The following is a 12932-nucleotide window of genomic DNA, read 5'->3' on the forward strand; positions in this document are numbered from 1 at the left end:
ACATTAGCAATACAGTGAACTCTATTGCTTTCTCCCCCTCACCACTCCTAAGCGGAAGGCAACCCAAGCTTGTCGAAGAATGCCCGGTTACGCTCTCTGGCCGCTTTCACTAATTGGTCAAAACTAATCACTTCGATATAGGCATGGGAAGGTTCGTTATAACCGAAATAGCCCATGCCATCAGATGTGATCCGCAGATTGGCTCGACGACAGCGCCGGTGCATGGATTCAGTAAGGTCACAAAGCACATAACAATAGCCCGGTATATCATTATTGCCCGGAATTGGGCGCCCGGATTTTGTAGTTACTTTACCCTCGCGTATCCGCTCTAAATAACTGAGCGCCTGATCAATAGGGTCTTTATCTTCACCTTCTCGCATATCATTACGCATGGGGCGTTTGATTTCGATAACGGTAATGGCTGCAAGTGGAAAGCTGAGCTGGTCGTTAACAAGAAGTGGATTATCGAATACTCTTAGGCTGAGCAAGTCTGGCTCTTTGGTTGATTCATTGCCAGTGATTGGCATCGAGTTGAGCGTTTTATCAGAAGCCAAATAGTTATGAAATGCCAAGCGTTCATCGATTAGCCAAAGGTTACAAGAGTCTAGGAAAACCTCGACGGAATCCTTGCGCATAGGCATGATTAGTTCGTGAATCATATCTTCACGGGCGTACTTTCCGTCCTCTAGCCGCTCAATAGATTTTTGTAACAGGTCGATAATAACCTTGCGGTGTGAAACGTAATTGGCAAGATCTGATTTTTTAAGGTCCCCTGCTTTGCGTAGGTAGTCGCCTAACCGTTCTTTATATTCTTCTACATGCTCCTTATTCTGAGGCAGCATGATGTCGTGGCCTTCGCTCACCAACTGACGCTCCACCTCATACCACTGAGCATGCAGGTGTAGCTCCAGCTCTTTATCTGATTTTTCTGGGTCAACGATCAATAATTCTTCTGCAACATAATTGGCAATGGGGCGATAGCGTGGAGCATGATTGTTGATAAAATCATCCACTCGTCTGCGGCCAGCCGACACGTTTTCTGCCAGAACATCTTGCAGGTACTCTTTGGTACGAATCAACACGGCTTCTCTAATGTCTTTGAAGCTTACTTCGTTGAGCATATCCTCAACATCTTCAGCAATATCAAACGAGGTCCGCTCACTGCGCACATGTTGGTTCAGGTAGTCGGAAGATATGTAGCATGTATAAGTAAACTCACCGGAAACGTCAGAAATTTTGCCGTACAGTCCAGGAATTTTTCCTTGAATGGACTCTTCTTTAACCAGTCGATTAGCTGCGCAGAGTGCCAGTTGGTGTTTTTTATTAACGGACGCACGAAATTTGATATGAGTTAATTCGAATTGGTAGCCACGAATTGTTATTGTTTCGAGAAAGGCGCTCGCATGCATATGCTCTTGGAGCAAAAGATCGAGGTCAAACACCTCGTCCGCGTCTTCTAGAAATATCTTGGGTGCGCTTCCCTGCCGTACGAAATACCATAGAACATGTTCCAGCAACTGATTGGCTATGGACTGGCCTTTTGCAGGAACCTGCTTTCGAAAGTTTTCATCAAAATCGAGAAGTTTTATAATGGTGCCAGGTTTTTGGTATGTGGCTTCTACAACCTTTTCACCATGGACTCCCAATTTATCGTCGAAGCGGAATATGCGTTTTTTAAGCTCATCATCAACATCGAAAAAGTGGCTTTCCACTTCGACCAGACCAAACACTTTGAGCCACATCAGGCGGCCAACACCCCTGCACCCCTTGTCAATTTTGTGGTCAGAATCTAGGGTTTCAAATGACTTAAAGTTGGCTTCGTCAAATCCACAGCCATTATCAATTATAGTGAAACCGATGATTGGCGATTGGGATTTAGCGTCTAAATCTAGGCTGCCTTGAGTAGTGCGATTGATGCGAAGAATAATTTTTCCGTCAGTGGTATTATTAGTCTCCTCAATAGAATGAATGGAGTTTACCACCGCCTCAAATACTGGCATTAGGCCGTGACTCTTAGGCAATGAAGTATTTCGTAAGCGGCCCTTTAAATTTGTTTGTAGGCTCACGGTGCAGCCTCCTCTTTTTCATCGCTATTGTCGAGAAACTCGTGCAGTTGCTTTAACTTGAGTAAGAGCTCATCAAATGTAGTGATTTGCACGTTCTTCGAATTACGTCGGTACATCTCAAAAGACTTCTTCTCGTCTTCATCACTTGGCATAGTACCAATCACTAAAATGCAGTGAACAGCATATGATTCAATGTCATAAATTCGATTGTTGTTCTTTATCGTGGCGATGTTTTGCTGTAGCTGATAACACTGATCGAGTACTTGTGTTACAGAGCCGGTAAGTTCTGTGGAGGCGCAATAAACTGAGCCTCTGTAGGGTTTTTTGTTCAGTAAGTCGGAAGAAGGCTTTTTGATTTCAATGAGAGCTAAGTTGTTCGTTATACCATTTTTAATTAGATAGTCCGTGATTTTTTCGCCATCACCAGTCAAACGTTTGCCGCCAACACTTGCTTGGTCTGATATTTTTATTGCCGGGTATCCGAAGGCAAGACTCAAGATAAATGGGTTCTGATTGAAGAGTTTCTGCCAGGTATCTTCTTTAGTCTTTTTGCTTAGCAAGTCTTCATAAGAACTAATCAAACGCTCTAATGAGACCAACTCGATATCATTTTTCAACTTGGCCAAGGTGAGTGAGTCGGTTTGTTTTACCACTGATTTGTCTTCCGTGACCATACTCATAGCTGCTTGCTTATCAGTATCCGTTATCTTGATCCGAAGCATTTTGCTAATGGCGTCATTATCTGTAGGCAATCGTTTTTGCTCCACACCCAATCGATAAGCGATATGGTTGTAGGTGGCAGCTATCTTCGTAATGCGCGCAACTTTCCGTGCTCTTTCAGTAATGCGGTTACAAGTACGACGCATTTCATCATAATCATTCAAATTTAGATGAAAACATTCATACTCAGTGCCACCCGTTTTTTCCTTGCCAATCACAAGGCATTGGTGCTTCGTGTGCTCTTCAATAGATGAAATAATCGCCTTGTATTCTTTTGTCAATCCTAGGCCATAGCGAATGTCTTTGACAAAACCTGCCGGCAAAAGCTGCAAGCATTCAAAAACCTCTTCTTTGGTATAGGGTGCTGAACCAAGGTATACTTCAACACCAATTTCATTTATTTCGTCATACTTCTGTCTTAAATAATTAGGGTGGGTGGGCAAGGTATATATGGGATAAATTAAGATAAAGCTATCCTGGCCGTTAAATAGTGCAATCTTTCTTTTATACTTACTAGGATCAGCCGAGTCTATTCCTGCTTCTTCAAGCTCACTTATACTCGGAAGATAGAATACTTCCGTGCAGTTAGGGAATACTTCTTCAATCTCAATATTCAGATCTTCAGGGCTGAAATATTCAGGAAATAGCTTAGCCATGCTCCCTCCTTAGAGCTCGCCTTTAAAGGCAGAATCGAGAATTGATGCTTTCAGTTGCTGCATCATTGTTATTTTTTTAGAAATTTCAGCCTTCACTCTTACAGCCATTTGGTCGACAGCATTGATCTTACTCACAATGTCCCTTTGCTCATTAAAAGTGGGAACTGGAATTTCTATTTCGGATAGAATTTTTAGATTGATGTTTTTCTGTGCTGCGGCATTCGCTTTATTGTCCAGTTGCTGCTGAAGTGTTGTTAGGAAGTAATAAAGGTAATCGGTTTCTAGCTCCGAAGACGAAATACCAACAACACTATCAGGAAAACACGCATCCATTCCTAGAATTGCAACATCACCAATATTGGCTGCTATTGTTAGACAGATAGTGTCCTTTGGCCACAACTTACTCTGTAGAAGCCCCTTCTCGTTATAAGTGGTTGAAAAACGTGTGATGTATTTTTGTGCATTTCGCACATCACCCGTTTGTATAAACGGGTATTCACCATCAAATAATGATTTGTCGTTACGAGGCCGGTGTTTAGACTTTCCTCGTGCTACTTCAGCTATATCATTTAACTTTCTTAATTGCCACTTGCCATGACCTGAACTAAATACATTATTTAGTTCACTTTCGTACAGCGCCTCAGCCAGCGTGGTGCTTTCCTGCAAATTCTCGATGGCGGTGTCGATACGGGTGAGCAGTACATCGAGTTTTTCGACGATGCGTTTTTGTTCTTCTCGGGGAGCGATAGGAATAATAAATTCAGAAAGCTTTGTACCGTTGATATTCGGCTGGGCTGCACCTGCTGCATTCAGGCCAACAACTTCCCAGTAGGCTGGTGTTAAAAAGAAATAGCTTAAATATTCTGGAATGATTTTTTCTTGGTTAGGAATAATCCTAATTAAATACGATGCGAAAACGGCATCTGTTGGAGCATTCTTGATTAGAATAGATTTTCCCGCAGTTGCCCCACTACGAGCAAAGATTAAGTCATTGTCGCTCAGAGCGTACTTTCTAATTTCTTTTTCTTCTAGAGATACAGTTGGAACACCCTGCCAATCAATTTTTCCATCTTGGATATCAGTAATACGTAAGAACTTTGCATTGCCACTGTTTTCCGCCTTGGCTGTATGTCCATATTGGATATTATGGCTTAAGTTCTTTACAGAATGCCATTCCCAACCATCAGGCAATTGATATAAAACCTGCTCCATGATTATTTCTCCGCCAACAAGTTTTCAATTTCATCCAGCAAACCAGACACCAGCTTTTCCTTGGTGCGGATTTGCTTAAGGATATCACTTGGCGCTAGGTGCTCGGCATCTTTCTGTTTGGCTGGATTTTTGGCAGATAGGTCATAATCTTCAGCCAACTTGCTGGCTGAAACCGTCCATGAACACTCTGTGGTTTCTCGGCTGCTATACAGCGCAACAAACTCCTTTAAGTGGTTGTCGGTGATGGGTTTGTTTTTGGTGAGTTTTTGTTCTGGCTCACATTCGTAGTACCAAACATCACTGGTACCGCCGCTTCGTTCAAAAAATAGTACGTTGGTTTTTACGCCGGAATAAGGCAAAAACACCCCAGCAGGTAGGCTTAAAATGGTGTGCAGGTTAAAGTTTTCCAGCAACTCTTGTTTAACCTGTTTAAAAGCGCTGTTGGTTTGGAATAGCACACCTTCTGGCACCACAATCGCTGCTATGCCGCCGCTTTTCAGGGTTTTCATAAAGTGCTGTAAAAACAGCAACTCAGTGGCATTGCTCTGGATGGGAAAGTTTTGCTGAATTTGTGACTTTTCTTTGCCGCCAAACGGAGGGTTTGCCAGAATAATGTTGTAGCGGTCTTTTTCCTGAATCTCGCGAATATTCTGGGTCAGGGTATTACCGCGGAACAGATTGGGCGACTCGATACCATGCAGGATCATGTTCATCATACCCATGACATAAGCCAGCGAGGTTTTTTCATAGCCGAAGAAAGTATCGCGCTGAATGAAATCCCATTGCTCGGTGGAGAGTTCATTCTTTTTACTCTTCAGGTGCTCAAAGGCTTCGACCAAAAACCCGCATGAACCTGCCGCAGCGTCGTAAATGCTCTCACCGGGCTTGGGGTCTATCGCCTGCACCATAGCGCGCACTACAGGGCGAGGGGTATAAAACTCACCCGCATAACCACCAGCATCGCCCATGTTTTGCAACAAGCCTTCGTAGACCAATGAGAGCTCGAATAAATCGGACTCAGACTGGAAGTTCAGACTATCCACAATATCCAGCACTTCGCGCAGGGTATGACCAGAGGCCACTTTGTTATCCAGATACTGAAATATCGCGCCAATTTTGTAGGTGAACGACTTTGGGTCTGCGCCATTTACGGTTACGTTGGCGAAGCTTTTCAGGTAAGGGAAAAGCTGACTGTTCACATAATCGGTAAGGTCATCTCCTGTTTTGGCGCGCGCTAAATCCAGCTTGCCATCGGCAGTTTTGGGGCAAGCCCAGGCTGTCCAGCGGTGTTCTTCATCCAGTACAGGTTGATAGCCTTTGCCGGACAATACTGCTTCGTCTTCTTTTTCGGACTCGTAATCATCGAGAAACTTCAGGAACAATACCCAGGAGGTTTGTTCTGTGTAATGCATGGCACCGCTGATACCATCATCACGGCGCAGAATGTCGGTAATGCGGCCAATTTTTTGTTGTAGTGACATGCTTAGAGTTTTCCGATAATAAAATTGTACATATTAGTGATGTCTTCGCTGATTTCAGCAGGCTTCATTTGATTTATGTAGAACTCAATTTTGGTTAAATCTTTGCCAACATCTTGAGTTTCTATCAATGGATTAACGACATGTTTGACATCAAGCATCCTTATCCCGTCATTATCCCCTGGATCTCCATCCCTCAAATGTAAACCTTGACCGAGCTGATTATTGTTGATTGCGCCTATAATGCCAAAGTGTGTCAGGGCGCTATAAGAAAGTAGGTAATTTTCGATTTCACGTCTGCGCCACGCAAGCAAGTAAGTTTGAATACGTCTGTTTCTCGGCCAGCGTATTCTACTAACTTCTTCCTTCGGAGCTCCCAATAGCAACACACCATTTTCATGCCAGCGTGGGTTTGAATTGTCACGGTCACATACAAGAAAAACGTTCAGTGTCTCAAACTCTGTTTCTACTTTGCTTAGCGATTGAGTCCAGTCGATTTTGGCTTTTCCGATTTGCTCATTATCGTCGTTACGACTGGATGGCTTACCAATAGCGTGAACGTGTGCCAATAGAGATACGTCCAAACCTTTTCGGGCGGCAAGTTTGGTGAAGATAATCCAGTCGTTGTAGTCATCTAATAACGCTATGTTTGGCAGCTTGCCACATACCTCAAACTCAACGGATTTTGCACGTGAAAGCACACTCAGGCGATTGATCAACTGTTTGATCTTGTTGTCTTCGCTGATCCGACCTTTTTCCACGACTTTCAAGTGTTCGATACGATTCTCTTTGGCCGAAATGGAGTCGAGTAGGTGTGTGGTGGTGATGGCGTGCCCTTTTATGCCGTGTAGCAAGGCCCAAAGTTTTTCAACGTTTTTATAGTGAAGATGAGAGTCCGCCTCGTCGAATAAGAACAGGGTGCTGTCAGAGTCGAAAAGGTCAATTAGCGCATACAGGAACAGGAGCTGGTATTCACCATCGCTGAGCTGATCCAACTCGATATTGCTGTTGAATACCAGCTTGCAACGTGACTTATCGATAAAGTAGTTGTTATCGGCGGCTTGAGTAAAAAAGGCCACTTCTGGGTCCCAACTGGTAGCCATGGCTTGGGCGTTCGGCGCACCAGCTTCGGCTTCGTCATCGCCAGCCTGAACTTGCCTGGGGTAGTCGAAAGAAACCTGGATTAGGCCATTGGCTGTGATATTGATGGTTTGCTTTCGAAGGGGCTCTTCGAACTCATAGTTACGGGAAATCAGGTTAGTAATAAAGCTTTCCAGTGAACGAAAGTATGGCGTTGCACGTAGTGTGTCCGCTTCACCACGTTCTTCACGACTAAGTGCATCTTGCACTCGTGCGATGTAGTTTTTATCAACCTTAAAGGTGCATTTCAAGGTTGTGCTTAGATCGTCTTTTTCTCGATCACTTCCTTCCTCAACCTCATTCTCAACTACATAATTACGCTCAGCCAAAAAGGCCCGAACTTTCCCTTTGCGCTTTATCGTAGTAGCTAAAAAAATCAATAATTTAGACCAAGACTTATCATAGTAAAAACACTCAAGGCTCAATCCTCGACCGGCTTTCCGCTCTCTATTTAGATAGGTACTGAACTTTGCCGAGTAGTTCTCGTTCTGGCCGGAAGAGAAGCACACGACCTTGAGATTTCCATGGTCTCTCCCTGCTAATCGTTGTTCAAATACTGACTGTAAAATACTGGATTTACCGGAGCCGTTTTCGCCAATCAGCGTCGCGACTTTATCAATGCGTAGGATCTGTGCTTGCTGATGTAATGGGTTAGGCGTTAAGTTCAGTTCCATTGGTTAGCTCACTTGGTAAAGCTGGTGTTGTAGTTGTTTGAATGCGGCGAGCAATTGCGCAGGTTTGCCGCCAAATGCCATGGAAGCATCTTTGGTAGTGCCGAGGCCGGAGAGTTCAATTAGAGCTGGCAAGCGTTCCCGCGCTAACTCTGTAGTGCCGCTTAGTTCATAGCGGTTTAGAACAAACTGCAGGAATTGCTTGGCTTTTTCCTCTTTGTATTGATCGAAGAAGGCGTTATTAGCCCGTACTGCCTCCGCTCTAGCTTTGCGGGTAGCCATGGGTTGTTCAAACGCTAAGAATGCCAATAGATCGAATATGTCGCAGTCGTCAGCTTCGAACATGCGACGCAGAGCGGATAGCTGCTCTTTGTCAAAGCCGGCTTGTACCAGTTTGGCCAGCAGTTGTTCACGCAGGTCTGGGTCTGACCAGATGTCTCTGAGTTCATCGACACTTTTGAATAGTCCTGGCAATTGTTGAATTAGCCGTTCGACGAACTCCTGAATCGAGAGAGGCTTACCGCTCTCGTCGATATAGCGGGTTTCTATATCGATGACCTTGAGCTCACGGTGCTTACCGAGTTTTACTTTAAGTCTTACGCGTGGCTCGCCCGGTTCTGGCCTGTCGCCACCTTCTGGTGGCTCGGGTGTATAGGGTGGCGGGGTTGGTTCCCTGGTTCCACGCGGCTCGGGGGCTTCGGGCTCGCCATCCCATCCTTCGTCATAGAAGTTATTAGTCGCCCCACGAAAATCCACTATGGTGAAGTAGTCTTTACCGTCGAACACACGCGTACCGCGACCGACAATCTGTTTGAACTCCACCATTGAGCCTATGGTTCGATCCAACACTATGTTACGTACGTTACGGGCATCAACGCCGGTAGTGAGCATTTGTGATGATGTAATAATGGTAGGGATGTTTTTGTCGTTATCCTGAAATCTTTCAAGCAGTTCGCGACCGACCTTGCCTTCATCACTGGTGACCCGCACACAGTAGTGCGGGTCTTTAACTGCTTTGTATTTGTTGATCATGTCGCGCATGGTCAGCGCATGATTTTGGTTTTCACAGAAGACAATAGTTTTATCCAGCGGGTTGATGTTTTGCAAAATAGCTTTTGCAACCAGCTCAGTGCGTTCATCTACAATGATTTTGCTGTCGTAGTCTTCGACCTGATACAAATCTTGACTAGATTCACCTTCGACGATGACATCATCTTTGGTGAGCACTAATTCATCCAAATTGGTTCTAATGCGCTTAACCCGGTATGGTGTTAGAAAACCGTCGTTGATACCGTCCTTCAGTGAATACACATAGGCAGGCTGGCCAAAGTATTCATAGGTGTCCACGTTGTCCGTGCGTTTTGGTGTGGCTGTCAAACCCAAATGCACGGCGCTACTGAAATGATCAAGAATGGCTCGCCAGGAACCTGCTTCATTGGCAGCACCTCTATGACATTCATCAATCAATACCATGTCAAAGAAATCTTTGGGATAGGCTTTATAGAAGCCATCGATGTTTTCCCGTTCCGCAATCGCCTGATAGATCGCAAAAAAGATGTGCGCGTTGGTGGGCACCACGCCATTGCGCTTGCGGACTTCCTCCCCATTAATTTTAACCAAGTCTTTTTCATAGGGATTGAAGGTGTTAATGGCTTGGTCTGCAAGGATATTTCGGTCGGCCAGAAACAGAATGCGCGGTCTGCGTGAACCGGGGGTGTCGCGGTTCCAGCGAGCCTGAAATACTTTATGAACGATTTGAAAGGCAATAAATGTTTTACCAGTGCCCGTAGCGAGTGTGAGCAAGATTCGGGATTTGCCCTCACCGATTGCATCTGTAGCGGAATGGACTGCCAGTTCCTGGTAATAACGCGGTTTCATTGCCCCTTCTAAGTGAAACGGGATGTTTCTTAGTTCTTGACTTAACCCCGTCGTTTCAACGACATAGCGTTTTTCTAGCTCTATAGGTGTTGGGTAGAACTCTATGTAGTCGCCTTTGCCTGTTTCAAGATCGAATTCGTAGGTTTGCTTACCGTTGCTTGAATAGACGAAGCGAACGCAAAGCTTCTTCGCATAGTCGATGGCTTGTTGCAGGCCTTTCGTTGGATGCTCGGATTCTTTTTTAGCCTCCACCACGGCCAGATAGCGACTGTCCTTATGAAGCAGATAATCCACAAAACAACGCCGCCCACGCACACCACCTGCCATCTTCCTACCGTCGGTGAAATAATGCTCCCGAATGATGTTGCTTGGTTGCCAGTCCGCTGCACCCAAAGCTGGATCTATATAGTTTGCACGGGTATCTGCTTCAGATGTCATCATGCCATTCCTTGGTCATTTGGGCCTGGCATCAATTCCAATAGCTCACCAACAGTGCAATCGAATAGTACGCAGATCTGCTTAATGGCATTTAGATCTACCTTCTGTGCCGTCTCTTTATAGAGCAAGGTCACTGTGGCGCGGCTGAGCCCAGTTTCCCTAGCAACGTCTGCAATGCGCAATTTGTGTTCGCCCATCATTCGGGCGAGGTGGCAGCGGATCATGGTTGTGACTCTGGGTATAGAAGTGACTCTAAATAATACCACGACGTACTGATTTACATAGTATTTTGTGAGTTGAAGTTGAATTTTACCGTTCAAACTACGTTTTTAGGCATTGGTAACAACTAGGCTGGCAAAGAAATGACACATATGGGAGATCGTCGAGTTGGCTTAACTAAGGCTCCTATTAATCGATAACTCTCAGCCAGTTATGACCTCTGTATCATTTGTCAAAAGCACCAGACCAATACAAAAATTATTGCGAACGACACCGCATCGTGGACAATGCTTAACCATGTGTTGAATTTATATCAACGAAATCAATAATTTTTATTAAGACATGGGATGATCAATGGATAGGAATACTCAGGGTTTTGCGTCATATTGGCGCAATTCCTTAGCAGATGCTGAGTCTGGCAAAGGAGCATTTGAGCGTAGAGATACGGATGCATTCACCCAGTGGATGGATGTCACAACGGGACGATTGAATGAGGAAATTGTTCGCGCGTTCTTTGAGGGGGAAGGCGATACGGTTAAAACCGTCGAGGTATTGTTACGCCCACAAGCGTGGTTCCGCCTTATACAGCATGGCAAAGAGCGAATGGCTGGCGCGCCAGGTATCGCCACGCCGTTGGTGACTTCTGCTCTCCTGAATCGCGAAGGATTTTTATTCCCCATAGGGGCAACCACCATTCCTCGTGATCTTCTTGAGCCACTCCCCAAAGGCACCTTCTCCATTGGAGAGATGGCGCAATATGACAAATACAAAACCACGCATAATTCGACCACTTTTGGTGAGGATAACGAACAGCTACGCAGTGATGAAAGTGACGAACAGCGAGCTGAACGTTATGCCAAGCATCAACTCCAGTGGCAAAAGTATCTAACTGAGTCAAATAATCTCCTGAAGAACGTGGCCGAAACATGGCTCTCTACCGGCACTATCACTGTGCCGGTATGATTTTTACTTCGGTAGATCAGAAGCTCATGTTGCCGGGCACAACCATTAATCTGCAGCAATCATTATGGTATTTTTTCCAGATAGTTGAACTATTGGGGAATTTCTCTTTAATAGCGCGTAAAAATAACATACTCGTCCATAAGGCTCGTCAGCGCCGTATTTTCTTCCTGCCGTTGTCCCAGCCAGAAACATAGCTCTTCCTGATTCATCAGTTTCAGATTGTCCAGCCAGTCATTCATTGGAGCTCCAAGCATCAGGTCGTACCAGCATAACCAGATAAGTTTACGTCGAATTTCTCGTGACTTACACCGTATGAAAAGGTTGCTCAGCTTGTTAGCAATGCTGCATTGTTTAAGTCGGATGCATTCACTCAATAAAACCCCTTCCAGACCTGCATGTGTGAACAGAAGCTCATCATCGGTTTCGAGGCTTATTCTCAAGTCATCCTGCATAGTCAACGGCTCTGGGCGTGTTTTTCCATAAATCATACGATATAGGTACTGCGGCACAACCGCTGTTACTGCTCCTGTCTCCGGGAAATGTAACACTGAAACTGTGAGTAGGTGGCAGGATTGGATGTTCGGATGGCACATGCCGTTCCTGACTGCAATATTTGTCAAATCAGTTAGCCAGCGTTGATAGGTGTTGAGCAGTGATTCATAGCGGCAAGTGGTTTCTTTCATCGGTTAATGATCCTTTATGCCTGTATCACAGACAGTCAAAAATCGCCGCGCTAAACGGGTTATTATACTGACTGTCTGAAGGTAAATATCGAAGAAGATGGGAAGTGTTATTGGCGGGACTCGGCTATACGTTCCTGCAGCCAAATCTCCACTTCGCTTTGCAACCAGCGGGAACTGCGCCCCAGCTTTATGGGTTTAGGGAACAAACCGTCTTTTATCAGCTTATAGAGCCACTTATCTGTCATCTTTAATAGTTTGGTGATAAATGCCATATCGACAAATTGATCTTCAAGTAAGGAAGGTTTGATGGTCATGATTGAGTTCTCCGGTAGCATTTGGGTTAGCCGGAGTCGTGGTTGATGATTACTCATGCCAGCTCCGACATACCAACCGGTGAATCTGTAAAAAGTCAGTGAAGGTTGTTCAGCGTATGCGTGGTCTACCTCGGTTGCTTTTTACCGGTATCACGCTTTTACCCGCGATGATGCCATTTTCCTTTTGCTCACATTTAGCCAGATAGCTAATGACATAGCGCAAATCATCGATCTCGTTCGTATCAAAATGTCGGATAACCTTGCCAATTTTGACTTCGTAAATATCTTTAGGGACGCAAAGGTGATGATATCCATCATTATCTGTTACTTGTTTCCAAATATTCCCCATCACTCGGGATATAGGATAATGACAGTTCTGAAATTGCCCATTTAGATAGCAAACAAAATGGACGTGCATGAATAGACCCCAGTTTCCTAGACGGTAGCGTGCCTCATGAACCAGGCACTTTCATAAACTGCAGGGGGTTGATCTT

At 44.9% G+C, this 12932-nt stretch carries 9 protein-coding genes and 1 pseudogene; 1 reads left to right on the plus strand and 9 read right to left on the minus strand.

All coding sequences use genetic code 11. The features are described from left to right. Positions 1-47 precede the first annotated feature (47 nt). The 7 genes from DBA33_RS10700 to DBA33_RS10730 are packed head-to-tail and all read right to left on the minus strand — an operon-like array spanning position 48 to position 10483. On the minus strand, positions 48-2066 hold the full coding sequence (locus tag DBA33_RS10700; RefSeq protein WP_120806442.1) for an ATP-binding protein: 2019 nt from the start codon (positions 2064-2066) through the stop codon (positions 48-50). Next, positions 2063-3442: a Shedu immune nuclease family protein gene (locus DBA33_RS10705; protein ID WP_120806443.1), complete on the minus strand. Its 1380-nt coding sequence runs from the start codon at positions 3440-3442 to the stop codon at positions 2063-2065. The genes DBA33_RS10700 and DBA33_RS10705 overlap by 4 nt, the downstream gene beginning before the upstream one ends. Positions 3443-3451: 9 nt before the next feature. After that, on the minus strand, positions 3452-4654 hold the full coding sequence (locus tag DBA33_RS10710; protein ID WP_120806445.1) for a restriction endonuclease subunit S: 1203 nt from the start codon (positions 4652-4654) through the stop codon (positions 3452-3454). 2 nt (positions 4655-4656) lie between these two features. Continuing rightward, positions 4657-6135: an N-6 DNA methylase gene (locus DBA33_RS10715; protein ID WP_120806447.1), complete on the minus strand. Its 1479-nt coding sequence runs from the start codon at positions 6133-6135 to the stop codon at positions 4657-4659. 2 nt (positions 6136-6137) lie between these two features. After that, positions 6138-7946 (minus strand): AAA family ATPase, encoded by a 1809-nt coding sequence (locus DBA33_RS10720; RefSeq protein WP_120806448.1) that lies wholly within the window; start codon positions 7944-7946, stop codon positions 6138-6140. A 3-nt stretch (positions 7947-7949) separates the two neighbouring features. Next, a complete protein-coding gene (locus DBA33_RS10725) occupies positions 7950-10262 on the minus strand; it encodes a DEAD/DEAH box helicase family protein (protein ID WP_240442699.1) in 2313 nt (770 codons plus the stop codon). Beyond that, positions 10259-10483 (minus strand): helix-turn-helix transcriptional regulator, encoded by a 225-nt coding sequence (locus DBA33_RS10730; RefSeq protein ID WP_120806452.1) that lies wholly within the window; start codon positions 10481-10483, stop codon positions 10259-10261. The genes DBA33_RS10725 and DBA33_RS10730 overlap by 4 nt, the downstream gene beginning before the upstream one ends. Before the next feature lie 349 nt (positions 10484-10832). Here DBA33_RS10730 and DBA33_RS10735 point away from each other — a divergent pair. Beyond that, positions 10833-11411: pseudogene (locus DBA33_RS10735) on the plus strand (DNA helicase); the annotation flags it as partial. 137 nt (positions 11412-11548) lie between these two features. On the opposite strand, the gene DBA33_RS10740 reads toward DBA33_RS10735, so the two are convergent. Further along, entirely contained in the window at positions 11549-12124 is a 576-nt protein-coding gene (locus tag DBA33_RS10740) for a hypothetical protein (RefSeq protein ID WP_120806454.1), read from the minus strand. 107 nt (positions 12125-12231) lie between these two features. Continuing rightward, on the minus strand, positions 12232-12438 hold the full coding sequence (locus tag DBA33_RS10745) for an AlpA family phage regulatory protein (RefSeq protein WP_120806456.1): 207 nt from the start codon (positions 12436-12438) through the stop codon (positions 12232-12234). Positions 12439-12932 lie beyond the last annotated feature (494 nt).

Origin of the sequence: Yersinia sp. IP36721, assembly GCF_003634395.1 — a bacterium.
In the GTDB taxonomy this organism is placed as follows: Bacteria; Pseudomonadota; Gammaproteobacteria; order Enterobacterales; family Enterobacteriaceae; genus Yersinia; species Yersinia entomophaga.

Coding starts and splice junctions, on each gene's coding strand:
- DBA33_RS10720 (WP_120806448.1), bottom strand. CDS start 7,946: ATGGAACTGAACTTAACGCCTAACCCATTACATCAGCAAGCACAGATC.
- DBA33_RS10715 (WP_120806447.1), bottom strand. CDS start 6,135: ATGTCACTACAACAAAAAATTGGCCGCATTACCGACATTCTGCGCCGT.
- DBA33_RS10705 (WP_120806443.1), bottom strand. CDS start 3,442: ATGGCTAAGCTATTTCCTGAATATTTCAGCCCTGAAGATCTGAATATT.
- DBA33_RS10740 (WP_120806454.1), bottom strand. CDS start 12,124: ATGAAAGAAACCACTTGCCGCTATGAATCACTGCTCAACACCTATCAA.
- DBA33_RS10730 (WP_120806452.1), bottom strand. CDS start 10,483: ATGATCCGCTGCCACCTCGCCCGAATGATGGGCGAACACAAATTGCGC.
- DBA33_RS10710 (WP_120806445.1), bottom strand. CDS start 4,654: ATGGAGCAGGTTTTATATCAATTGCCTGATGGTTGGGAATGGCATTCT.
- DBA33_RS10725 (WP_240442699.1), bottom strand. CDS start 10,262: ATGATGACATCTGAAGCAGATACCCGTGCAAACTATATAGATCCAGCT.
- DBA33_RS10745 (WP_120806456.1), bottom strand. CDS start 12,438: ATGACCATCAAACCTTCCTTACTTGAAGATCAATTTGTCGATATGGCA.